The sequence below is a fragment of the Paenirhizobium daejeonense genome (assembly GCF_014280875.1).
Lineage (GTDB): Bacteria > Pseudomonadota > Alphaproteobacteria > Rhizobiales > Rhizobiaceae > Allorhizobium > Allorhizobium daejeonense.
Map to the genome: position 1 here is coordinate 413,403 of NZ_JACLAL010000004.1, position 22,830 is coordinate 436,232.

The window sequence follows — 22,830 nt, forward strand, 5'->3', positions numbered from 1 at the left end:
AGCATGGCATCCCCAAAGCATTTTCTCGATCTTTCCGCGGTCAGTTCTTCCGATCTGCGTCTCATGTTGGAAGACGCGAAGTCCCGCAAGCAGGCGACCAAGGCAGGGACTGCCGATAAGCCGCTGGCCGGCAAGATGCTGGCGATGATCTTCGAAAAACCATCGACGCGCACGCGCGTATCTTTCGATGTGGGCATGCGCCAGCTTGGCGGTGAAACGCTATTCCTGTCCGGCACCGAGATGCAGCTCGGCCGCGCCGAAACCATCGGCGATACGGCCAAAGTACTCTCGCGTTATGTCGATGCTATCATGATCCGCACGACCGACCATTCGCGACTTCTGGAAATGGCGGAGCATGCAACCGTCCCGGTCATCAATGCGCTGACGGACAGCACGCATCCCTGCCAGATCATGGCTGACGTGATGACCTTCGAGGAGCATCGCGGACCGATCAAGGGTAAGACGCTGGCCTGGACCGGCGACGGCAACAACGTGCTCCATTCCCTCGTAGAGGGCTCCGCCCGCTTCGGCTATCGCATGAACATGGCAGTTCCTCTCGGTTCCGAGCCGGACGACAAGTTCATGAACTGGGCTCGCAACAACGGTGGCGAAGTCATGCTGTGCCATGAGGCAGAGCGCGCCGTCGATGGCGCCGATGCCGTCATCACCGACACATGGATTTCCATGAATCAGGAGCACAAGGCGCGCGGACACAACGTCTTCCAGCCTTTCCAGGTCAATGGCCCGTTGATGAAGCGCGCCTCGGCCGACGCCCTGTTCATGCATTGCCTGCCCGCCCATCGCGGTGAGGAAGTGACCGACGACGTGATCGACGGGCCGCAATCCGTGGTATTCGATGAGGCGGAAAACCGTCTTCATGCCCAGAAGGCAATCCTTGCCTGGTGCCTCGGCGCCATCTGACCGCATCCGGTGTCGGACACCGCCAGCGGTGATTGTCTCGGCATTCGCTTGACCTTGTTGCAGAACGACCCCATTTGTGCGGAAAATGGGGCGTTCGCCCTGCATCTTTATGCGCTTCGGCGCCAGGAGTTCATGACATGCAAAGCAGGCCTGCCGAACTCGGCGAATTCGGTTTCGCCGGAGACGATCGCGTTGTTCCCTTCCAGGTGGAGGGACTTGATGTGCGCGGCCGAGCCGTCCAGCTCGGTCCGTTGCTCGATACCATTCTCGGACGACATGACTATCCGCAGCCGGTGGCGCGCCTGCTTGCAGAAGCGATCGTGCTCACGGTCCTGATCGGGACTTCGCTGAAATTCGAAGGCAAGTTTGTCGTTCAGACAAAGGGCGATGGACCTGTCGATCTTCTGGTTGCCGATTTTTCGACGCCGGAGAACCTCCGCGCCTATGCCCGGTTCGACGAAGAGGCGCTTGCGGAAGCCGTAGCCGCCGGACGGACCTCGCCGCAGGAATTGCTTGGCAACGGCATCCTTGCCTTCACCATTGACCAAGGCAACTTCATGCAACCCTATCAGGGTATCGTGCCACTGGACGGCGCCTCGCTCGAAGACATTGCCGGTGTCTATTTCCGCCAGTCGGAGCAAATCCCGACAAGGGTTCGTCTGGGCGTGGCCGAACTTTTCGATCGCGACGAAGAAGGCCGGCCGCGACGTGGCTGGCGGGCCGGCGGGGTGATCGCCCAGTTCCTGCCCGATGCGCCGGAGCGGATGCGGCAGCCTGACCTGCATGGCGGCGACGGTGATACGGGAGAGCAGGCACTTGCCGAGGACGATACTTGGTCGGAAGCTCGTATGCTCGTCGATACCATCGATGCGGATGAACTCACCGATCCTCAGATCGGCATCGAACGCCTGCTGTTCCGTCTGTTCCACGAGCGGGGTGTCCGGGTCTACGATCCGCAGGCCGTCTATGATCGCTGCAGTTGCTCTCGTGAAAAGGTGAAGGGCGTACTGAAGGGCTTCTCCGATGACGACATCGCCGCCAGCGCGGAAGACGGCAAGATCACCGTGACCTGCGAATTCTGCTCCACCGTCTATCGTTATGAGGCGGAAGAGGTTCGAGAGGTCTGAGAATGGTCAGGCCCTCCGGGGCTGGCCTGTCGTGGTTGCGGGTGGTTCAGTTGAGGATGCGCTGCATGCCCGGCGCATCCAGGGAGAATGCAGGGATAGCGACTTCGAATTCCTCGCCGTCATCCGTCTCCATCCGGTAATGGCCGAACATCATGCCTGACGGCGTATCGAGCGGGCACCCCGAAGAATACTCATAGGTATCACCGGGCCGCAGGCGGGGTTGCTCACCGATCACGCCGGGTCCGCTGACTTCGTCGACCTGACCGTTCTGGTCGGTGATGTGCCAGTAGCGATGGGTGAGGCGGACCGACATCTTGGAGTGGTTGGCGATCACGATCCGATAGCCCCAGACATAGCGACTATCGTCCGGATCGGATTGCTCCTCCAGATAATACGGCTCTACGCAGACCTCTATATCTCGTGTCAGGGCGCGATACATGCACCAGACCTTCTTAATGCCTCACTTACCATAGCTTACAGCATGCGGCCCGGCTCTGGAATTCAATAATGCCGGAAAGGTTACCGGCCGTATTGAGTGTCGCCATTAAGGCTAACGGTTGCAACATGAAACCGTTCCGGGCGGTTGCAGGAACCGCCCGGAAATATCTCGCCGACGATCTGTCCGCCGCCGAAATAACACTCAGGCCGGGACCGACTTCAGCGCGCGGGCGAAGTCTTCGAGAAGATCATCGGTATCCTCGATTCCGCAGGAAAGACGCAGCGTTCCACCCGAAATTCCGAGTTCGGCACGGGCCTCATCGGTCAGGTTCTTGTGGGTGGTGGTGGCCGGATGCGTGATCAGGCTCTTGGCGTCGCCCAGATTATTGGAGATTTTGACAATATCGAGCGCATTCTGCAACGCAAAGGCAGCTGCTTTGCCGCCCTTGAGTTCCAGCGCGACCAGCGTCGAGCCGCCCTTCATCTGCTTGGCGACGATATCGGCCTGCGGATGGTCGGCGCGGCCCGGATAGATGACCTTTGCGATCTGCTTCTGCTCGGCCATGAAATCGGCGATGCGGGCGGCGTTGCGGGCCTGCTGGCCGATGCGCAGCGGCAGCGTCTCGACAGCCTTCAACAGCGTCCAGGCGTTGAAGGGCGACATGGACGGGCCGGTGTGGCGGAAGTAGTCTTGGAAGTGCTCCTCGATCCATTCCTTGCTCGAAAGCACCACGCCGCCGAGGCAGCGCCCCTGTCCGTCGATATGCTTGGTGGCCGAGTAGACGACGACGTGTGCGCCAAGTTCAAGCGGGCTCTGGAATAGCGGCGTTGCGAACACATTGTCGACCACGACCTTCGCGCCGATCTGGTTGGCAAGTTTTGCCACGCCGGCAATGTCGACCACTTCCAGCGTCGGATTGGTCGGGCTTTCGAGGAACATCACCTTGGTGTTGGGACGGATCGCCTTTTCCCAGTTTTCCAGGAAGCGCCCGTCGACCAGCGTGCATTCGATGCCGTACTTGGGAGCGAGCGTCTCTACGACCCAGCGGCAGGAACCGAACAGGGCGCGGGCGGCAACGATGTGATCGCCGGCCTTGAGCTGGCAGAGGATGGCTCCGGCGACGGCGGCCATGCCGGAGGCGGTGGCGCGGGCCTCCTCGGCGCCTTCAAGCAGGCACATGCGCCTTTCGAACATGTCGTTGGTCGGGCTGCCGTATCTGGCGTAGATGAAGCCGTCGGTCTCGCCTTTGAAGCGGGCTTCCGCCGATTCCGCCGTTTCGTAGACGAAGCCCTGGGTGAGATAGATCGCCTCTGAGGTTTCGCCGAACTGTGAACGAAGAGTGCCGCCATGTACCAGCTGGGTTGCCGGACGCCAGTTCTTGCTCATGCCATTGCGCCTTTCAAAAACAAAAAAACCGGCCGCGATTAGCAGACCGGTTTCACCCCGGTCTCTTTAGCCACTTGTTTAACGTGGCTGCAAGCCGACCGGCCAAATCACCACGGGATAAGGCTGCATTACGCCTATCTCGGGCTTGCGTCAATTCCTTGGGTTTGCTTTTGTCGGCTCCGAAAAGGATGGGCAGAATGGACAGGAAATCGGGGATTTTGGCGGATCGCGCCATCAGCGCATTGTTCGCGGAAGGTCGGCTGAAGAGCGAAGGTGCGCTTGACGACGACCAGATCCAGCCGGCGAGCCTCGATTTGCGTCTCGGCTCCAAGGCCATGCGCGTGCGTGCGAGCTTCATGCCGGGCCGCGCCCACACGGTCGCTGAAAAGCTCGAGCGGCTGACCCTCCATGAGATCGACCTGCGGGAAGGGGCCGTTCTCGAGACGGGCTGTGTGTACATCGTGCCCCTGATGGAAAGCCTCGATCTGCCGGAGGAGATTTCGGCATCGGCGAACCCGAAGAGTTCGACGGGCCGGCTCGACATCTTTACCCGCGTGATGGTCGATCATGCCCAGGAGTTCGACAAGGTGCCTGCGGGCTACCGGGGACAACTCTATCTGGAAATCAGCCCGAGAACGTTTCCGATCATCGTCCGGCGCGGTTCGCGCCTGTCACAGATCCGCTTCCGCACCGGCCATGCGCTGCTCAACGAGACGGATCTTCTCGGCCTGCATGCAGCCGAAACCCTGGTTGCTAGCGATGCTCCCAACGTTTCCGGCGGCGGCATCGCGCTCTCCATCGACCTCAAGGGGTCCGGCAGCGACGGCCTGATCGGTTATCGCGGCAAGCATCATACCGCCGTGATCGATGTCGATCGCAAGGACGCCCACGACATTCTGGATTTCTGGGAACCGCTCTACAGCCGCGGTGGAAACGAGCTGATCCTCGATCCGGACGAATTTTATATCCTTGTCTCGAACGAGGCGGTTCATGTCCCGCCGCTGTATGCGGCGGAGATGACGCCCTATGACCCGCTGGTCGGCGAATTCCGTGTACATTACGCTGGCTTCTTCGATCCCGGCTTCGGCCACGCGGCGGCCGGTGGCACCGGCAGCCGGGCGGTGCTTGAGGTGCGCAGCCATGAAGTGCCCTTCATCCTAGAGCACGGTCAGGTGATCGGCCGTCTGGTGTATGAACACATGCAGGAACACCCGCAGGGGCTTTATGGTGCGGGAGTCGGCTCCAACTATCAGGCCCAGGGACTCAAACTATCCAAGCACTTCCGCCGGGGCTGAGCGTCCCTGGGAGCGCATGATGGCCGCCTCTCGGCGAAATGCTGGCAACCCGTCGGCAATCTGCCGTTGCTCTTCAGTCACCTTGTCCTGTGGCACCTGCGAGTTCGTGCCCTCCGTGGGTTTCGCTCTTGACATGACGCGGCAACTGTTGGAACTGTGCGGGCCGTCGCGGGTGTAGCTCAATGGTAGAGCAGCAGCTTCCCAAGCTGAATACGAGGGTTCGATTCCCTTCACCCGCTCCAGCTTTCATCTCGTGTTTTTGTGGGTCATGCCGATCCTGTGCCGGAGCGGCAGCAGGCCGAGAAGCGTCAGCAACGTGAAAATGGCACCGCCGATGAAGGTGCCGGTGGGGCCTATGCTGTCCCATAAGGCTCCGGCGATCACGCTGGCGATGAGAAGCGCTACCCCGGTCACCAGATTGAACATGCCGAAAGCCGTGCCCCGCAATGTTGGCGGTGCGGTGTCCGCGACCAGCGTTGCGAGCAGTCCCTGCGTGAACCCCATATGCAGGCCCCAGAGCGTAGCCCCGATGAGGAGACCCGCGAGGCCGGGTGCGAAAGCAAGCAAGAGATCGGCCGCGAGCAGGAGAAAAAGGCCGGTGATGAGCAGTGACAGCCGGTTCATCTTGTCGGAAAGCGCGCCGACGGGATAGGCGGAGAGGAAGTAGGCGACATTCATGGCCACCATGATCGATGGCACAAGGGCGATCGAAAGGCCGATATCTTGTGCCTTGAGCACGAGGAAGGCCTCGCTGAAACGCGCCAGTGTGAAGGCCGATCCGACGATCACCACCCACCAGTAGGTCGCTCCGAGCTTGGCGAGTTCCTTGCGGCTGAGTGGCGTGCGCACCCTGTGCTCGTCCCCGCCGCGCTTCGGGTCCTCGACCGCAAAGATCGCCAGTCCCGCGGAAAGGAAAGCCGGTACCACGGCGATCCAGAAGACGAGGGTGAAATTATCGGAGAAGAACGCCATGAAGAGAATGGCGAGCAGGGGACCAAGCAATGCGCCAGCCGTATCCAGCGATTGCCTGACGCCGAAGGCGGCACCAAGCAATTCCGGCGGCGTGATGTCGGTGATCAGCGCATCGCGCGGAGCGCCGCGAACGCCCTTGCCGATGCGGTCGACGAAACGGGCAGTGACGAGAAAGCCGACATGGGGCGCCAGCGGAAAGATCGGCTTCGTCAGCGCAGCAAGTCCATATCCGAACGCCATAAGCATCTTGCGCTTGCCGAGCCAGTCGCTCAAGGCCCCGGAAAAGACCTTGGTAATGGCCGCGGTCGCTTCCGCGATACCCTCGATGATGCCGACCGCGAGCGTTGAAGTGCCAAGAACGCCGACCATGTAGAGCGGCAGCAGCGCATGGATCATTTCCGAGGATATATCCATGAAGAAGGAGACGAAGCCGATGGCCCAGATGCTGCGTGGCACCCTGCGCCATGCAGCGCTTGCCGTGCCCTTGTCTCCCATCTCCAGAGGCTCCTGCTCATCCCTGCATCGATGCCCGCTGCATCGATGGCGAAGGCCTCGCAGAGTTTCGGGATTCGTCCGCTATCGTCAAGCGGTCTGAGGGTGTGTGTTCGCAGCAGGTAAAGTTGTTGCCGATGACAACGAGAGTGCGACAGGCTTGTGCGGGGTCTTGTTCCAGAAGAAAGGGCGGGAGCGGAGCTCGAACACCGCGCGCCATGCAGCGACGGACGTCATGACCCAGTAAAACGGGACGCCGGCCCAGCGCCGGCCGATCAGCTTCTTCTCATGCTCGGTCATTGCAGCGGCTCCAAGTGCGAGGAAGGCCGCGTAGCTACCGAAGATGTTAATGAAGTCGATCGAGAAGAGCACGGCCTGTAGCAAGCCTATATTTTCTGCCGGGCTTTGCATCATGGCAATGGCCGACGAAGCGAGAAAGATGATGATGGCGGGGTGAGCGAGCGACGAAATCAGCATTCCGCCAACCATCAACTGGACGACAACGAAGGCCACAACACCCATCTCACGGGCCGTTTTCACGGGCTCACGCATCAGCACCAGCCATGTCTGCAGCCAGCCCTTGAACCAGCGGGTCCGTTGACCCAGCCAGACCCGTGTGGTGGTCGGCGCATCTTCCAGTGTCTGGCGGCGCATGGTTTCCGAACGATAACCCTGCCGGTAGAGCCGCATGCCGAGGTCGGCATCTTCCGTGACGTTGAACGGATCCCAGGCACCGACTTCGATGAGCGGGCCGGTACGGAAATGGTTCGATGTGCCGCCGAGCGGCAGCGGCATCCGGTAACGGGAGAGAACGGGCAGCAATCGCCGGAAGAGTGCCGAATATTCGAGCGCAAACAGCGCGCTCGTATAGGATTGTTCAATGTTGGTAATGATGAGTGGAGCCTGCAGGCATGCGACTTCCGGCGGGGATGCGAGAAATCTGGCGTGGGCTTCCCGCAATTGGCCGGGATGCGGCCGGTCTTCCGCATCGTATACTGCGACATAGGAACCCCGCGCGCCGGCGAGCGCATAGGTGAGAGCCTTCGGCTTGGTGCGCGGCGCCATGGGCGGCACTTCGACGATCTCGATGTGGGGACCGGGTGCGAGCGCCCGGATGGCGGAAATCGTCGCCTCGTCATCGGCTTCGCAAACCAGCTTGATGTCCAGCCGGGAACGCGGCCAATCGAGGCGATCTAGCGCGGCGAGAAGTTGCGGCACGACGTCCTGCTCCCTGTAGAGCGCGACGAGCACCGTATAGACGGGCAATTCGCCATCCCACTGGTTGGCGGGCAGATGACTCTTCCGACTGTTGCCATGGACCAGAGCCGCAAGACGAAGCTGCAGCGCCGCGAGATAGAGAAGGGACAGGACGATATGGGTCGTCAGTACGGCCTCTTCCGGCAGAAGCAGGAAGAATGCGATGGCGAGGCTGAGCAGGGTTCCGGCGAAAAAGCCCTGCCGTCCCGTCATGACGATGCGGGCCGAATGCCGGGGCTTTTCTTCGAAGAGGTGATTGACGGTTCTCTCCACCCGTCGTTCCGAACCGGCTTTCCAGGCGGCCGCGCGGATCGCCGAAGGTGTGGCGATCGCGAGTGCATTTCGTAGTGCGGGAAAGCGTTGAAGGCGTTCGATCAGGTGGTCGATGCGTTTTGCCTCAGGAGCAATCAGCGTCACCGGTGGGCGGCTCGCATCGTGCAGGCGGAGCGTGCAGGGGCGCTTCAGTTGGCTGTCGAGACCCCGATGATCGACGACCGCGGTCTCTGGAATGGCCTCGACGAAGGGTAGCCCAAGCAACCGGGCCATGGCTTCGTAATAGGCTTCTTCGCGCACATGACCACTGGTCAGCAGTTCCCGTTCGATTGTCGTGCGGTTTGCGAGCGCCGCCCGGCCCATGCGGGCGATCAGCGGCTTTGCGAAGCCCAGCGATTTCAGGACGAGTGCCTCGTCCTGCAGCGAGGATAGATCTCCACCGCCGCCATCCGCCGTTGCAAGGTTTTCGGATTTTTCACGCAACACCACTTTGGCGGCCGCGTGTTCCGGACTGCCGTATTCCCCGATTTGCATGACTCTGTTACATCGTCATACGTGATGACGCCCCACATTCCCCTGGATCGGTATGATAATGAAGCAGGCCACGTTTTCATCCCCGGATTTCAGGGGGTTCCGCTTCACCTTTGTGTGTGTTCTGGCGCTTTTTTCCATGTTCGGCGCGCCGGCTTCGCCTCGGGCCGATGACATGCCGGTGATGTTCGATGTGCGCGAGAGGCTCGTTCGCCCGGATCTCTCGACATTATTGCGGTTGCGCTTTCTTACGACGACGGATTTCCCACCCTTCAATTTCACCGACCAGACCGGCCGACTGGCCGGCTTCCATGTGGAGCTTGCCCGCGCAATTTGCGTCGAACTCGGTATCGAGAACAGGTGCCAGATCCAGGCCTTGCCCTATGCGGAGCTTGAGACCGCGCTGGAAGGCGATCAGGGCGAAGCGGTGATTGCCGGTGTCGCAGTCACGGACCGGCTGCGTCAGCGCTTTGCTTTCTCGCGCCCTTACATGATGTTGCCGGCGCGGTTCGTCCGCAACAAGCAGGCGGAGCTTGCCGGCGACGATGCCCGCGCCCTCTTCGGCCGTCCGGTGGGAGTTCTCACCGGTACGGCCTATGAGGCCATGCTGAAATCCTTCTTCCCGGACATCCGCGCCGTCGGTTTTGCCGACAGGGCCGCGATGTTGGAGGACCTGAAGCAGAAGAAGGTCGATGCTGTCTTCGCCGATGGTCTCCAGCTATCCTTCTGGGCCTCGGGGGAAGCGTCGGCCGGCTGTTGCGCCTTGTTTGATGGTCCTTATGTGTCAGAGCGCTTCCTCGGAGAAGGCCTGACCATCATGGTCAAGAAGGACGATGCCACTCTGGTTCAGGCGATCGACAGCGCGCTTGCCGCCCTGTCCCATGACGGTCGGCTGGAAGAGATCTATCTGCGATATTTCCCTTACGGCCTGTTCTGAGACAGAGCCGGACTCGATCGCAATGCGTTTAGAGCGGACGATAGCGAATAACGGCGGAGTGCTCGATTGCCGCGCACGTCAGCTTGTCCAGGTGGAGCCGGTCCCTGAGCAGTTGAAGAAGACGGATCTCTTCCGGCTTGACAGCAAGGTCGACGGCCATGATTTCGACGGCGAGCGCGTAGGCAGCGCGGTAGGCCTGCGGGGGCAACGCGTCCTTGATGGTTTCAAGCGCGATATCGAGGCCTTCCTGCCCCGAGAGGATTTCCGCGCAGTGTTGCGAAACCTCGATCAGCCGCTCCTTGTCGAAACCCTCGAACACCGGAAGGATATCGATCAATTGGCCGATCCGGCGCAACTCCTTCTCGTTCATCGAATTGTCGACTGCTGAGGCCATCACCATGACGAAGATAAGGGCGTCATGGGGCGTTACGCGATTTGTCATCTGTTTGGAGATCCTCGTTGTTTTGACCGAGAGTAGGAAGTGAGGGCGACGCTTTCAAGTTCGTCTTAGAGCGTAATCCGACCGGAGTGAAACGAGGATCGACAAGATTCTGCTTCAAAAAAGAAAGTCTTAAAGCGCCGATCTGTTTCAATCGGATCGAAGCGCGCTCTATGGTCAGCGCGGGTCTCCGCCAAACAGGCCGAGGCGCGAGGAACGCGCTTTTTCCGTGAGCGGCCGGAGTGGGGAACCGTCCGGTGTATCAACCCAGCCATTTTCAGCAAGCCAGGAGGAAAGGTCAATCTCTCCAAGCCGGCAATGGGTTTCAAGCGTTCCCTGCCACTCGACGCTATCGATGTCGCAGTTGACAGTGCGGTTTCTGATGAACAGCCGCTGCTGGGTCCGGGCGAGCATCCCGCAGGGCCATTGCGTGCCACCGGCGCCGGTGCATGTGCGGGCGGGATCCGTAGGTTCGATATCGGCAAGTTTCACGGTCTCTTCCCCGAAGGTCAGGATGCCGGCGCCCGAGGTCTGCGGCCGGGGCAGGTCTATTCCTTCGCGACCGCCGTCGGGCGCTTGTGTCTGTGCCGTGGCTGGCTGCTGTGGGGCCGCCTGCGCGATGATGGTCTCGCCGGTCGTTTCTGCCGCAGCCTCTGCAGGCTGGCTTGATGACGGCTGTTCGTCGTCGACATCTGCCGGCACGGACAGGTCCGGCTCTTCGGCCGAAGCCGGCGGCGTCGTGGCCGGCGGAACCTCGGTGATATCGATGGTTTCCATGCTCGAGGGGTCGAAGTCGGCGGCCGTTTCCTCGCCGATGCTGACGCTGCGAGCGCCCGCCACCACCGCAATTCCCCAGATTGCGAGACCTGCAATGCCGATGACGAGCGTGGACGCTGATCGCATAGGTCGTAATTCCTATTGGCTGGCCCAGATGATGCGGGCGATCCATTCGACGTCTGTCATGTCGAGATTGCGGTTTGGGTGCTCAGGGTTGAGCGAGACGAGTTCGATCGCTTTTGCGCTCTGGCGGGCAAGCACCTTGGCCATCACTTCGCCTTCACGTGTCTTCACCACCACCCGGTCGCCGCGGCGCACCTGAGCGCCCGGCTCGACGATCAGCACGTCGCCATCCCGATAGAGCGGTTTCATACTATCGCCCTGTACCTCCAGCGCATAGACACCTGACTTGAGACCTGGGGCCGCCGGGAATTCTACGAGATCCCAGCCTTGGCCGGCCGGAAATCCGCCGTCATCGAAAAAGCCGCCGGCACCTGCCTGGGCAAAGCCGAGCAGCGGGATTGATCCGGTCTGCGGCGGGAACGATCCGTTTGGAACGCTGCTCTCACCCTGGATATAGCTCATGAACTGGTCGATGCTGGAACCTGTGGCATCGAGCACTTTGGAGATCGATTCCGTCGAAGGCCAGCGCATGCGCCCGTCGGATGCAATGCGCTTGGACTTGTTAAATGACGTGGGATCCAGCCCGGCGCGACGCGCCAGTCCGGAAGGTGTCAGCTGATGGCGTTCGGCAAGCCGGTCGATCGCGGCCCAGATCTTGTCGTGCGAAAGCATTGTCGCCCATGCTCCAAGCCCGGCGGTGATCCTTGAAAGATCCTTATGGCCCAGGCGCTGGCCGCGACTCTAACGGAGCTTGTTGCGGGAGTAAAGATTAAAAGAGGAATAAAATCCTCTATTGATATGCGCTGCCCGATCAGGCGACCATCGCCATGTTGATCTTGCCGAGCTGGATGACCGCCTGCGTGCGGCTGTCGACCTTGAGCTTCAGGAGGATCGCGGAAACATGGGCCTTGATGGTGGCTTCCGAAACGCCGAGTTCATAGGCTATCTGCTTGTTGAGCAGGCCCTCGCCGAGCATACCCAGAACGCGGCTCTGCTGCGGGGTCAACGTGCGCAGGCGATTGATGAGGTCTGCGACGTCTGGATCCTGCTCCTGGCCGCCTTGATAGAATTTCGGTGTCCAGATGTCGCCTTCCAGAACGGCCTGAATCGCGGCGCGGATGTCCTCGATGCCCGAAGATTTCGAAATGAAGCCGGAAGCTCCGAGTTCCAGCGCGCGGCGGATGGTGGTCGGATCGTCGGAGGCCGATACGATGACGATCGGCAGGCTGGCGAATTCGGCGCGCAGAGCCATCAGGCCCGAGAAGCCCGATACGCCGGGCATGGCTAGATCCAGAAGCAGGAGGTCGGCTTCGGGGTGGGCGGATGCGGCCTTGCGCGCGGCTTCAAAATCACCGGCCTCGATGATGGCCTGCTCTCCGTCAAATCCGCTGGCGGCCTGCCGAAGCGCGCCGCGAAAGAGCGGATGGTCGTCTGCAATGATGAAAGTGGATGCCGTCATGTCGAGCCCCCTCCCAAGAGCAAAGTCCTTAAACCGCGCGGGCGGATGTTTTTCTTTTAGCCGCTGCTGTGAATATATACAATGGTCTATGTTTTGTTTGGTGGGCTATTCTCTTCCTGTTGCTTGAATTCTTCGACCAGTCCGAAGAATGAGCGCATGAAGCGCTCCATGATGCCGATCGAGCGTTCGACCTCTTCATCGGACGGCAGGTTTTCGCTTGATCTCGCAAGAGGTTGGCCTTCGCCCTGCTTCCTTTCAAGCGCTGCGACCCGCTTTTCCAGGCGATCCAGTTCCTCTTCGTAGGCTGCGCGTTCGTCGGCGGCCATCCGGCAGGTCAGCGTGCCGTCCTTTTCTTGACAGAGTGTAAGCGCTCCGGTCTTGCGATCGAGACGGACGAAGCCCGAATCCGTCTTTTCGAGTGAGAAACGGTTCGTATCTGCGTCCTGGGCAAGGGCCGGAAGGGCGCTGCACGCTATCACGCTCATCAACGAGGCTGCCATCAGGCTTATCGGTTTCATGATGTCTCTCCCGAAATGGCTCACCACCAGAGGATGACCGGCGATGGCCGTGGACAATCCTGGCACTTTCCGGCAAACCGCATGCATCGATCGCATCGGAGACGGAAGGACGCGCCCTTGGAACGCATCATATACAAGATCGTGCCGCAGGAATTATGGCATGAGGCGCGGGCCGAAGGTTTATTTCGCGGAGCGTCCATAGATCTGCAGGATGGTTACATCCATTTTTCGACCGGGGCGCAGGCCGTGGAGACGGCTCGGCGTTACTTTGCCGGCGTCTCCGGGCTGCTGCTGGTCGCGGTCGAAGCGGCTGCGCTCGGCGATGCCTTGCGTTACGAGCCATCGCGCGGCGGAGAGCTCTTCCCGCATCTCTACGCAAACCTGCCGATGGGCGCGGTACTTTGGGAAAAGCCGCTGCCGCTGAGGGCGGATGGCTCCCACGAATTTCCGGAGATGGCATGATGATCGATGCTTTCAAGACCTTTGCCCGCCGCGGCCTTTTCCTCTTCGATGCGGAAACGGCGCATGGCATGTCCATCACAGCGCTGAAATCCGGCATTCTGCCGGCTTGCCGCCTGTCCTCCGATCGGCGTCTCGCCGTGACGGTTGCAGGCCTGCGTTTCCCAAATCCACTCGGCATGGCTGCCGGCTATGACAAAAACGCCGAGGTGCCGGATGCGCTTCTGCGCCTCGGCTTTGGTTTCGCCGAAGTCGGTACGCTGACCCCGAAGCCCCAGTCAGGCAATCCAAAGCCGCGTATCTTCCGTCTGGAGCGGGACATGGCGGTGATCAATCGACTGGGCTTCAACAATGAGGGACATGAGGCGGCCTTCACCCGGCTGACCGCACGCCGTCCCGGCGGGCTTGTCGGCGTCAACATCGGCGCCAACAAGGACAGCGAGGATCGCATCGGCGATTATGTCCTCGGCATCAGGCGCTTCCAGTCCGCCGCGGATTATTTCACCGTCAACATCTCATCACCGAATACGCCCGGCCTGCGCGACTTGCAGGCGCGTGAAAGCCTGGCGGCCCTTCTCTCCGCCGTTCTAGCAGCCCGGGACGAGGGAGCAACGGCGACCGGCAAGAGACGTCCGGTCTTCCTCAAGATCGCGCCGGATCTGACCGAAGAGGGCATGGACGATATCGCGGCGGAAGCGTTGGCTCATGATCTCGATGGCCTGATCGTTTCCAACACCACGCTGTCCCGCGAGGGCCTCTCAGATGCCCGTCTTGCCGGCGAAGCCGGTGGCTTGTCCGGTCGACCGCTGTTCGAAAAGTCGACGGCTGTTCTGGCGCGCATGCGCAAGCGGGTCGGCGCCAGGCTTCCCATCATCGGCGTTGGCGGTGTTTCCTCCGCCGAGACGGCGCTGGAAAAGATCCGCGCGGGCGCCGATCTAGTTCAGCTCTATTCCTGCATGGTTTATGAAGGCCCGGGTCTTCCCGGCAGCATCGTCCGTGGTCTCTCGGCTCTTATGGACCGGGAGAAGGTAAACTCGATTTCGGACCTGCGGGACAGCAGGCTCGATCACTGGCTGGCGGCAAAGGTCTGAGCAAGCTTGCGCGGCAGGATCGCAGCAAGCGTCAGGCCGCGTAGCGCCAGAAAGATGTTGAGTGCCAGCCATAGGCCGTGATTGCCGAGCATCGAGGCAAATAGCGCGAGCGCGGCGCAATAACCGGCAAGCGCGAGCAGCATCATGTTGCGCATCTCGCGCGACCATGTTGCCCCGATAAAGACGCCGTCCATCTGGAAAGCCAGCGCTCCGGTCAGAGCGGTCAGTGCCGCCCAAGGCAGGAAATCGCGCGCCATTGCCCGGACAGGCTCCGAAGTAGTCATGACGTCGATGAGCGTACCGCCGAGCAACAGGAAGAACAGGGCGCAGGCGGCCGCAAGTCCGAACGACCAGATGGCAGTCAGCTTGATTGCCCGTTCAAAACCGGGGCGGAAGCGGGCGCCGATCGCCCGGCCGGTGATTTGTTCGGCGGCGTTGGCCATGCCGTCGAGGAAGAAGCTCGCGATCAAGAAAAAATTCATCAGCAGTGCATTGGCCGCCAGCAGTTCCGGCCCGAAAAGCGTGCCGACCCGGGTTTGCAGCGTGAAGGCGGCCACCAGCGCCAGCGAACGGATCATGATGTCGCGGTTGATCGCAAACAGCGCCTTCAGTTTTTCTCGCGAAAGCACGGTCGCCAGTTTGGGGCGCAGGGTTCCGCGAAAGGCAAACAGCATGTAGGTGAGCCCGGCGATGAAGGCGACGGCTTCGCCCGTAAGCGTCCCCCATGCGACGCCGGCAATGCCGAAATCGAGCCACAGGCCCAGCCAGATCGACATGACGATGTTGACACCGTTCAGCAGGATCTGCAGCGCCAGTCCGACGGAGCCGCGCCCCATGCCGAGTACCGACCCGAGCAGGGTGAAATTGCCGAGCGTCAGCGGCGCTCCAAGCACGCGGATGGCGAAATAGGTCGATGTCGCTTCGGCGACCGGTCCCGTTGCCCCCATGAGAGCGACGCCGGTTGTCAGGATCAGCGGTGACAGCGCAAGAATGACGATGCCAAGACAGAGCGACAGCAGGAAGGAACGGTAGAACACGGCCTGCTGTTCAGTCTTGTCGCCCCTGCCGAGCGCCTGTGCCGTCAGCGCCGTGGTCGAGGCGCGTACGAAGCCGAAGCCGGCATAGATCAGGTCGAAAAGCACGGCGGCGATTGCGAGCCCCGCAAGGGCTTCCGCCGAACCGGTGCGTCCTACTACCGCCGTTCCTGTGAGGCCGAGCAGTGGCGTGGTGACGAAACCGAGTGTCATGGGAACGGCGATCGACAACACCAGTCGGTGCGTCACCGCGAAGGAATTATGCTGTCTGCCGGCCTGATCCATGCCGCCTCTCTTTTCCGGCCGGGCGGGAATCGCTCAGGCCGAGAGCACCATGGCCCAGAAAGGTCTGTTGGCGGAAGAGGGCGCGCGGGCCACGGCAACGCCAAGCCCGTTATATCGGCCGAGCATGTTTTCGAGATGCTTCTTCGAGTCGATCCACGCCTGGACGGCGCGCTCGACTGTGTCCTGCCCGGTCGCAATGTTTTCGGCGGCGGGCAGCGGTACCTCGCCAGCTTTCATGCGGCTGAAGAAACTGTCGTTGAAGCCGATGACATGGGACATCTTGTCGGCCCTGGCCATGCGCCGCGCCTGGAAGATCGCCGCCGTTTCCGCCGCCGGGCTCTTGGAAAGCGTGGAAAGCCCGTTCCTCGCTCGCAATGCGTTGACGAGGGGAAGGGCGGCATCGGTCTCCGGCTGGGCCGCATCGTCCGAAACGGTCAGCACTTCCGTGCTGCGGCAGCTGGCGAGCAAAAGCGCCAGCCCGCTGCCGGCAAGGATCAGGAGGCCGCGACGCGGCAAGGGCTGGACGAACACGGAATGCGTCATGTCAGTTGCGGCTTCCGAAGAGGCGGAGAACGATGAAGATAGGGATGACCACCGTTGCACCGAGCAGCAGATAGTCGCCGACCCGGCCGAGTGCGGAGAAGCCCCTGTACCAGAGCTCGAGGAAGAAGTGGCGGATGCCATCGACGATGTCGAGCGGATAGATGCCGAACACCGTCATGATGAAGCCGACGATCAGCGATACGACCAAAAGCTTGACGAGGGTCCGGCCCGGCGTATCGCCCAGAAATCTGTTCACTCGATCCGACATGCAAATCTCCTGTTTCGCCTGAGATAGGACGACGCATTCCCTTGCGCAAGCAAGCCATGGTTCCCGGCGTCTTGCTATGCGCCAAATAGCTCTTGTGTTTTTCTCGCGTATCGGTCAAGACCGCGCGCCGCCAGAGGTTTCACCATGCAGCTGACCCAGTTCTCGTCCGGTGACGTCATCGCCGACCGCCGCGCCGATTATGCCCGCATGCTTGCCGAAAGTGGCGATCCTGCGGCAGCAGCCGAATTGATGGAGCAGGCGCTGGAACTCGCGCCCGCATGGGCTGCCGGCTGGCTTCGCTTTGCCGAATATCTGGAAAAGGCCGGGAATGGCGACGGTGCGATAACGGCGCTCCGCAAGGTGCAGGAACTCGATCACGAAGAGATTTTCGGCGCGCGGCTGAAACTGGCGCTGCTCGGCGCCATCGACGTCCCGGACCAGCCCCCGAGCCGTTATGTCGAGGCGCTGTTTGACGATTATGCCGACCGTTTTGAAACGGCGCTCGTGGAGCGGCTCGACTACAGCGTGCCGGAGAAGCTCTCGGCGCTGCTGAAGCGATATCGTGGAGAGTGCGGGCCTTTCCGGCTGGCTATCGATCTTGGTTGCGGGACAGGCCTTTTCGGCGTCGAGATCCGTTCGGTCGTGGAACGCCTTGAAGGCTTCGATCTCTCGGTCAATATGCTGGCCAAGGCGGAAGAGAAGGGCGTGTATGATTTTCTCGCACGCGCGGACCTCTCGCTCGACGCTGAAGGCTCGGGACTGTTCGTTGACGGCCTCTCGCCCCATCGCGCCGACCTTCTGACGGCTGCCGACGTGCTGATGTATCTCGGCGATCTGGAAGCACCCTTTTCTCTCGTATCCAAGCTTTCCGATCGGGGTGCGTACTTTGCATTTTCCGTCGAGGATGCGGGCTGCGATGACGGCTTCCATCTGGCGCCATCGCTTCGCTATGCCCATTCCGAGGCCCATGTCCGAAGAAGGCTTGCCGCAGCAGGCTTCGATGTGGCGGAACTGGAGCGAACCGTCATTCGCATGGATGGCGGAAAACCGGTCTCCGGCATTTTGTTTATTGCGGTGCGAAAGGGCTGAACCGACTGAAAATTGCGAAGTTTGCAATGGGTCAGCATGGCTTACATATCGTGCTTGCGGACGCCCGAATCTGCGCTACCCTGTTGGCTTCTAAACTTGTTTCTGGAGATGGTGGCGTGGCGCAGATCAGCAGCATGTTGGGTATCTGGAACACCAATCCGTCCCGTCACACGCCCGTGGAAGACGTACAGGGAATTCTGGCAGGTGCCATGATTTCCGCGCTTGGCCTCTATCTTCTGGCAAAGGTGGGATTGCTGACCGGCGGCATGGCCGGCCTCGCTTTTGTCCTTCACTACTGGAGCGGTGTGAGCTTCGGTCTTCTCTTCTTCCTGCTCAACCTGCCGTTCTACTGGCTTTCCCTGCGTCGCGTCGGGGTCGATTTCACCCTGAAGACCTTCGTGGCGGTCGGCCTGACCTCCTTCCTCGTCGAAATCGAAAGCCGTTTCCTCGTCATCGAGACGGTCGCGCCCTTCTGGGCTGCAGTTCTTGGCGGCCTGCTTCTCGGCTTCGGCCTTCTGGCGCTTTATCGACACCGTGCAAGCCTTGGCGGCCTTGGCATTCTTGCGGTCTATATCCAGGATCGTTTCGGCGTCCGCGCCGGTCTCGTCCAGCTTGCCTTCGACCTCTGCATCATGGCGTTGGCCTTTGCGGTGCTTTCGCCCATGGTGGTGGTCTATTCGGTTGTCGGAGCCGTGGTGCTCAATCTCTTTCTGACGATCAACCACCGTTCGGATCGCTACATCGCTCTTCGCTGACCATAAGCGTCGTGCCTCTTGAGCAATCGCCTTTGGCGCGATACCGAGGTGTGAGGGCTTTCATTGGCAGGGGTAGTGAATGGCGACGGGTGAAGTGAAGACGCGGTTCAAGGGTTTGCTGGCGTCTTCAGCCGAAAGGCACTCACTCGTGGACGATGTGCAGGGTGTTCTCGCCGGCAGTATGCTGGCTGCTTTTGGTGTTCTGCTGCTGTCGGGTGGAAAATTGCTCTCGGGCGGAACGGCGGGCGTCGCCTTCCTGCTGCACTACATGACGGAGATCGGCTTCGGTCCCATCTTCTTCGTCCTCAACCTGCCGTTCTATTACTTCGCCTACCGGCAGCTCGGCGCTGCCTTCACCATCAAGACCTTTTCCGCCGTCGCCCTGACGTCATTCCTGACGGCAACGCTGCCGCGCTTCATATCCTTTTCCTCGCTCGATCCCCTGATCGCCGGCGTCTTCGGCGGACTGCTGGTGGGGACAGGCATGCTGGCGCTGTTTCGCCATCGGGCGAGCCTTGGCGGGTTCGGTATCCTTGCGCTCTACCTGCAGGATCGTTTCGGCTGGCGCGCCGGATTGGTTCAGCTCGGCTTCGATGGCCTCGTGCTGGTATTTTCCTTCTTCGTCGCCACGCCCTTCATCATCTTCTGCTCGGTCATGGGCGCTGTCGTGCTCAATCTGACGCTTGCCATCAATCATCGGAAAGACCGCTACATCGCGATGTAACGGTCTTTCGGCTGGCCTCAAGCCGGCTGATATCAGGCTGCAACGGCCGGCTGGTCGAGCGGGTGCTGGGAGCGGAAGCCGACGGCGAGGCGGTTCCAGACATTGATGGTCCCGATCGCCACGGTGATGTTGGAGATTTCCGTTTCGCTGAAGTGCTCTCTCAGTGCCTGGAACTCGGCGTCCGGTGCGCCGGTGCCGGCAATATTGGTGACGGCATCGACCCAGCCCAGCAGGGCACGTTCACGCGGTGTGTAGATGGGCGATTCCCGCCATACGCTCATCAGGTTGATCCACTGTTCCGAAAGCCCGTCATGGCGGGATTCCTTCACATGCATGTCGACGCAATAGGCGCAGCCGTTGATGATCGATGCGCGAAGCTTGATCAGGTGGATTTCGGCGCGGCTTAGGCCGCTCTTCTGCACGAAGAGTTCGAGCGCATAGACGGCCTTGAATGCGGCCGGGGATGCCTTCTGGAGATCGAGACGCGGATGCATGGCTTTCTTCCTTTCATTCCTGCCCCTGGCGGGCGGATTTACGTTCGTTGAGTTCAAGGAAGGCGCAGCCGCGGGCGGCGATCCCTCCGTCATCGGTGGTCTGCAGATCCGAAATCAGATCCGCGATGCTCGTCTTCCTGAGCTCTGCCCGGTAGACCCGCTCTGCCGCCAGCATCGCAGCGGCAATCCCGCATGGTTTTTCGAAGTATCGCAGCGGGAGGGGATCGGGTCCCCGCTGGCGGATTTCCTGACAACGGAAGGCCGGCTGCGGGCCTTCCACCGCGATCACGATGTCGAGCAGGGTGATCGCGCTCGCTTTCCGCGCGAGGCGATATCCGCCCTTGGGGCCGGGAACGGTCGTCACCAACCCGGCGGCCGAAAGCGCCTGCAGATGCTTGAGGAGATAGCTCGGCGACACTCCATGAAACTCCGCAAGCGCCGCTGCCGACAGGACGCCATCTCCGGAAAGCGAAGCCAGCATGGTCATGCTGTGAATGGCCTGTTCGACGCCGTCACCCAGTTTCATTCTCGTCGCCTCCTAATCATGGATAATAATTATCCGTGATTCTGAATGCTGTCAATGACGCTTCTCTTTCGCGCAGCATGCACTAGGTTGACGCTGTGTTCGTGAATCAGGCCGCCGATATGCTGTTGCCCGCTCCCTTCATCCGCTGGTTCGCGGGAAAGGGCTGGCAGCCGCGTGCCCACCAGCTGGAGCTTCTGCAAAAAGCGCGAGGAGGGGAAAGCCTCCTGCTGATCGCGCCGACCGGCGCCGGCAAGACGCTCGCCGGCTTCCTGCCATCGCTCACCGAGCTTGCCGAACGCGGCCGCCTTCCGGCCGGTGCGCCGTTCACCGGTGTCCACACGCTTTATATCTCGCCGCTGAAGGCGCTTGCCGTCGATATCGAGCGCAACCTGATGAAGCCGGTGTCGGAAATGGCATTGCCGATCACGATCGAAAACCGCACGGGCGATACACCGCAGGGAAAGCGCCAGCGCCAGAAGCTCAACCCGCCGGACATCCTGCTGACCACGCCAGAGCAATTGGCACTGTTGCTCTCCCATTCAGATGCCGAGCGCTTTTTCGGGGATCTGCGTTATGTGGTCTTCGATGAATTGCACTCGCTGGTAACCTCCAAGCGCGGTCATCTGCTGTCCCTCGGGCTTGCGCGTCTTCGTCGCCTCGCTCCCGATCTGCGCACCATCGGTCTCTCCGCCACGGTGGCGGAACCCATGGAATTGCAGCGCTGGCTGGTCGGGCAGTCCCCGGAGGAGCAGCGCCATGCCGGCCTGATTACGGTCAAAGGCGGTGCGCGACCTGAGATCACCATCCTGAAGACCGAGGAACGTGTTCCCTGGTCCGGCCATTCGGCACGCTATGCCATGCCGGAGCTTTACGAGGTGCTGAAGGAGTTCCGGACGACACTGATCTTCGTCAACACCCGCTCGCAGGCCGAATTGTTGTTTCAGGAACTCTGGACCATCAACGACGACAATCTGCCGATCGCGCTCCATCACGGTTCGCTCGATGTCGGCCAGCGCCGCAAGGTTGAGGCCGCCATGGCAGACAACCGGCTCCGCGCCGTCGTCGCCACCTCAACCCTCGATCTCGGCATCGACTGGGGCGATGTCGATCTCGTGGTTCACGTCGGCGCGCCGAAAGGGGCGTCGCGGCTCGCCCAGCGCATCGGTCGCGCCAACCACCGGATGGACGAGCCGAGCCGGGCGATCCTCGTGCCGGCTAACCGCTTCGAGGTGATGGAATGCCAGGCGGCGCTCGACGCCAATTATGTCGGCGCGCAGGATACGCCGCCCATCGGTGACGGTTCTCTCGACGTTCTGGCGCAGCATGTGCTCGGCATGGCCTGTGCGGCGCCTTTCCTTGCCGATGACCTGTATGAGGAAGTGACGAGCGCTTCGCCCTATGCGCTGTTGCCACGCGAGACCTTCGACCGCATCGTCGATTTCGTCGCCACCGGCGGTTATGCGCTGAGAACCTACGAACGCTACGCCCGCATCCGGCTGAACGGGGAAGGGCGCTGGCGGGTTTCCAATCCGCAGGTCGCGCAACAATACCGGCTGAACCTCGGCACCATCGTCGAAATGCCGATGTTGAACATTCGGCTCGTCAAGCGCAATCACCTGGGCTCCATCGGCCGGGGCGGCATGTCGCTCGGCAAGGTCGAGGAGTATTTTCTGGAACAGCTCAGCCAGGGTGATACCTTCCTCTTCTCGGGCAAGGTGCTTCGCTTCGAAGGCATCCGGGACAATGAATGCCTTGCTTCCAATGCGTTTTCGCAGGACCCGAAAATCCCGGCGTATGCCGGCGGCAAGTTTCCGCTTTCCACCTATCTGGCCGAACAGGTCCGCGCCATGCTCGATGATCCCGCCCGCCGTGCCGGCCTGCCGGATCAGGTGAGGGACTGGCTGGAGATACAGCGGGAAAAGTCGATCTTGCCGATGCGTGGCGAACTGCTGATCGAGACCTTTCCTCGCGCCAGCCGCTTCTTTCTGGTCGCCTATCCCTTCGAGGGGCGGCTGGCCCACCAGACGCTCGGCATGTTGCTCACCCGCCGGCTGGAGCGAATGGGCGCCAAACCGCTCGGTTTCGTCGCGACCGATTATTCGCTGGCCATCTGGGGACTGGAAGACATGGGCACCATGGTGGCCTCGGGCCGCCTGCGCCTTTCCGACCTGTTCGACGAGGACATGCTGGGCGACGATCTCGAGGCATGGCTCGACGAATCGTGGATGCTGAAGCGCACCTTCCGTACCTGCGCCGTCATCGCCGGCCTGATCGAAAAGCGGCACCCCGGCAAGGAAAAGAGCGGACGGCAGGTGACGGTGTCGGCGGATCTGATCTATGACGTGCTGCGCAGCCACGAACCGGATCATATCCTGCTTGAAGCGACGCGACAGGATGCCGCCGCGGGCCTTCTCGATATTGCCCGGCTCGGCGATATGCTAAAGAGAATCAAAGGGCATATCACCCACAAGCGGCTGGATCATATTTCGCCGCTCGCCGTGCCGGTGATGCTGGAGATCGGCCGTGAGCCGGTCGCGGGCGAAGCCCAGGAACATGTGCTTGCCGAAGCCGCGGACGATCTCATCGCCGAGGCCATGGCGTGAAGGAAAAGAACAC

24 protein-coding genes, 1 tRNA gene and 1 riboswitch are annotated in these 22,830 nt (G+C 61.2%); of the genes, 11 read left to right on the forward strand and 14 right to left on the reverse strand.

All coding sequences use genetic code 11. The annotated features are described in order from the left end of the window. Nucleotides 1-3 precede the first annotated feature (3 nt). A complete protein-coding gene (gene argF / locus H4I99_RS11850; RefSeq protein ID WP_163903237.1) occupies nucleotides 4-921 on the forward strand; it encodes an ornithine carbamoyltransferase in 918 nt (305 codons plus the stop codon). A 137-nt stretch (nucleotides 922-1,058) separates the two neighbouring features. After that, the gene (locus H4I99_RS11855; protein WP_163903239.1) at nucleotides 1,059-2,048 is read left to right on the forward strand and encodes an Hsp33 family molecular chaperone; all 990 of its coding nucleotides are present in this window, start codon (nucleotides 1,059-1,061) and stop codon (nucleotides 2,046-2,048) included. A gap of 46 nt (nucleotides 2,049-2,094) precedes the next feature. On the opposite strand, the gene apaG is transcribed toward H4I99_RS11855, so the two are convergent. Both apaG and H4I99_RS11865 read right to left on the reverse strand, forming a co-directional pair. Continuing rightward, the gene (gene apaG, locus H4I99_RS11860; RefSeq protein ID WP_163903241.1) at nucleotides 2,095-2,487 is read right to left on the reverse strand and encodes a Co2+/Mg2+ efflux facilitator ApaG/CorD; all 393 of its coding nucleotides are present in this window, start codon (nucleotides 2,485-2,487) and stop codon (nucleotides 2,095-2,097) included. A 201-nt stretch (nucleotides 2,488-2,688) separates the two neighbouring features. Next, a complete protein-coding gene (locus H4I99_RS11865) occupies nucleotides 2,689-3,873 on the reverse strand; it encodes an O-succinylhomoserine sulfhydrylase (protein ID WP_163903243.1) in 1,185 nt (394 codons plus the stop codon). Between the two features lie 45 nt (nucleotides 3,874-3,918). Then, nucleotides 3,919-3,997, reverse strand: a riboswitch (SAM riboswitch). A gap of 73 nt (nucleotides 3,998-4,070) precedes the next feature. On the opposite strand from H4I99_RS11865, the gene H4I99_RS11870 reads away from it, so the two are divergent. Together H4I99_RS11870 and H4I99_RS11875 are read left to right on the forward strand one after the other, a co-directional pair. After that, nucleotides 4,071-5,168: a 2'-deoxycytidine 5'-triphosphate deaminase gene (locus H4I99_RS11870; RefSeq protein WP_163903245.1), complete on the forward strand. Its 1,098-nt coding sequence runs from the start codon at nucleotides 4,071-4,073 to the stop codon at nucleotides 5,166-5,168. Nucleotides 5,169-5,336: 168 nt separating this feature from the next. Further along, nucleotides 5,337-5,410 (forward strand) — tRNA-Gly (locus H4I99_RS11875). 4 nt (nucleotides 5,411-5,414) lie between these two features. Here H4I99_RS11875 and H4I99_RS11880 read toward each other — a convergent pair. Together H4I99_RS11880 and H4I99_RS11885 are read right to left on the reverse strand one after the other, a co-directional pair. Beyond that, nucleotides 5,415-6,635, reverse strand: coding sequence for an MFS transporter (locus tag H4I99_RS11880; RefSeq protein ID WP_163903247.1), 1,221 nt, complete (start codon nucleotides 6,633-6,635; stop codon nucleotides 5,415-5,417). 87 nt (nucleotides 6,636-6,722) lie between these two features. Further along, a complete protein-coding gene (locus H4I99_RS11885) occupies nucleotides 6,723-8,696 on the reverse strand; it encodes a glycosyltransferase family 2 protein (protein ID WP_163903249.1) in 1,974 nt (657 codons plus the stop codon). A 58-nt stretch (nucleotides 8,697-8,754) separates the two neighbouring features. Between H4I99_RS11885 and H4I99_RS11890 the strand changes: the two genes are divergently transcribed. Next, a complete protein-coding gene (locus tag H4I99_RS11890) occupies nucleotides 8,755-9,630 on the forward strand; it encodes a transporter substrate-binding domain-containing protein (RefSeq protein ID WP_163903251.1) in 876 nt (291 codons plus the stop codon). 28 nt (nucleotides 9,631-9,658) lie between these two features. On the opposite strand, the gene H4I99_RS11895 is transcribed toward H4I99_RS11890, so the two are convergent. The 5 genes from H4I99_RS11895 to H4I99_RS11915 form a co-directional block, all read right to left on the reverse strand. Continuing rightward, on the reverse strand, nucleotides 9,659-10,072 hold the full coding sequence (locus H4I99_RS11895) for a tellurite resistance TerB family protein (protein WP_163903253.1): 414 nt from the start codon (nucleotides 10,070-10,072) through the stop codon (nucleotides 9,659-9,661). 174 nt (nucleotides 10,073-10,246) lie between these two features. After that, nucleotides 10,247-10,972, reverse strand: a complete 726-nt coding sequence (locus H4I99_RS11900) for a thermonuclease family protein (protein ID WP_163903255.1) — start codon at nucleotides 10,970-10,972, stop codon at nucleotides 10,247-10,249. A gap of 12 nt (nucleotides 10,973-10,984) precedes the next feature. Further along, on the reverse strand, nucleotides 10,985-11,641 hold the full coding sequence (locus H4I99_RS11905; RefSeq protein WP_163903257.1) for a S24 family peptidase: 657 nt from the start codon (nucleotides 11,639-11,641) through the stop codon (nucleotides 10,985-10,987). 139 nt (nucleotides 11,642-11,780) lie between these two features. Beyond that, a complete protein-coding gene (locus tag H4I99_RS11910; RefSeq protein WP_163903259.1) occupies nucleotides 11,781-12,428 on the reverse strand; it encodes a response regulator in 648 nt (215 codons plus the stop codon). Nucleotides 12,429-12,514: 86 nt separating this feature from the next. Beyond that, the gene (locus H4I99_RS11915; protein ID WP_163906060.1) at nucleotides 12,515-12,928 is read right to left on the reverse strand and encodes a hypothetical protein; all 414 of its coding nucleotides are present in this window, start codon (nucleotides 12,926-12,928) and stop codon (nucleotides 12,515-12,517) included. Between the two features lie 135 nt (nucleotides 12,929-13,063). On the opposite strand from H4I99_RS11915, the gene H4I99_RS11920 reads away from it, so the two are divergent. Next, on the forward strand, nucleotides 13,064-13,408 hold the full coding sequence (locus H4I99_RS11920; RefSeq protein ID WP_244625040.1) for a DUF952 domain-containing protein: 345 nt from the start codon (nucleotides 13,064-13,066) through the stop codon (nucleotides 13,406-13,408). Continuing rightward, entirely contained in the window at nucleotides 13,408-14,496 is a 1,089-nt protein-coding gene (locus H4I99_RS11925; protein WP_163906062.1) for a quinone-dependent dihydroorotate dehydrogenase, read from the forward strand. Before H4I99_RS11920 ends, H4I99_RS11925 begins: the two co-directional genes overlap by 1 nt. On the opposite strand, the gene H4I99_RS11930 is transcribed toward H4I99_RS11925, so the two are convergent. Genes H4I99_RS11930 through H4I99_RS11940 form a run of 3 tightly spaced genes read right to left on the reverse strand, consistent with a single transcriptional unit; the run spans nucleotide 14,472 to nucleotide 16,626 of the window. After that, the gene (locus H4I99_RS11930) at nucleotides 14,472-15,815 is read right to left on the reverse strand and encodes an MATE family efflux transporter (RefSeq protein ID WP_163903263.1); all 1,344 of its coding nucleotides are present in this window, start codon (nucleotides 15,813-15,815) and stop codon (nucleotides 14,472-14,474) included. The two genes, H4I99_RS11925 and H4I99_RS11930, sit on opposite strands and share 25 nt — an antisense overlap. A 33-nt stretch (nucleotides 15,816-15,848) precedes the next feature. Further along, a complete protein-coding gene (locus tag H4I99_RS11935) occupies nucleotides 15,849-16,358 on the reverse strand; it encodes a CAP domain-containing protein (protein ID WP_163903265.1) in 510 nt (169 codons plus the stop codon). A gap of 1 nt (nucleotide 16,359) precedes the next feature. Next, nucleotides 16,360-16,626 carry a DUF6460 domain-containing protein gene (locus tag H4I99_RS11940; RefSeq protein ID WP_099056561.1) on the reverse strand — a complete coding sequence of 89 codons (267 nt, stop codon included), beginning with the start codon at nucleotides 16,624-16,626 and terminating at the stop codon, nucleotides 16,360-16,362. Between the two features lie 144 nt (nucleotides 16,627-16,770). Between H4I99_RS11940 and H4I99_RS11945 the strand changes: the two genes are divergently transcribed. From H4I99_RS11945 to H4I99_RS11955, 3 genes are all read left to right on the forward strand, one after another. Beyond that, complete coding sequence (locus H4I99_RS11945; protein ID WP_163903267.1) at nucleotides 16,771-17,715, forward strand: class I SAM-dependent DNA methyltransferase; 945 nt, start codon at nucleotides 16,771-16,773, stop codon at nucleotides 17,713-17,715. Between the two features lie 134 nt (nucleotides 17,716-17,849). Beyond that, complete coding sequence (locus H4I99_RS11950) at nucleotides 17,850-18,470, forward strand: YitT family protein (protein WP_244625064.1); 621 nt, start codon at nucleotides 17,850-17,852, stop codon at nucleotides 18,468-18,470. A 79-nt stretch (nucleotides 18,471-18,549) separates the two neighbouring features. After that, nucleotides 18,550-19,194, forward strand: coding sequence for a YitT family protein (locus tag H4I99_RS11955; RefSeq protein ID WP_163903269.1), 645 nt, complete (start codon nucleotides 18,550-18,552; stop codon nucleotides 19,192-19,194). Nucleotides 19,195-19,226: 32 nt separating this feature from the next. On the opposite strand, the gene H4I99_RS11960 is transcribed toward H4I99_RS11955, so the two are convergent. Together H4I99_RS11960 and H4I99_RS11965 are read right to left on the reverse strand one after the other, a co-directional pair. After that, a complete protein-coding gene (locus H4I99_RS11960) occupies nucleotides 19,227-19,688 on the reverse strand; it encodes a carboxymuconolactone decarboxylase family protein (protein WP_163903271.1) in 462 nt (153 codons plus the stop codon). 13 nt (nucleotides 19,689-19,701) lie between these two features. After that, nucleotides 19,702-20,214, reverse strand: a complete 513-nt coding sequence (locus H4I99_RS11965) for an RrF2 family transcriptional regulator (protein WP_163903273.1) — start codon at nucleotides 20,212-20,214, stop codon at nucleotides 19,702-19,704. A 119-nt stretch (nucleotides 20,215-20,333) separates the two neighbouring features. Between H4I99_RS11965 and H4I99_RS11970 the strand changes: the two genes are divergently transcribed. Further along, nucleotides 20,334-22,817 carry a ligase-associated DNA damage response DEXH box helicase gene (locus H4I99_RS11970; RefSeq protein WP_194362101.1) on the forward strand — a complete coding sequence of 828 codons (2,484 nt, stop codon included), beginning with the start codon at nucleotides 20,334-20,336 and terminating at the stop codon, nucleotides 22,815-22,817. The last annotated feature ends 13 nt before the right edge of the window (nucleotides 22,818-22,830 follow it).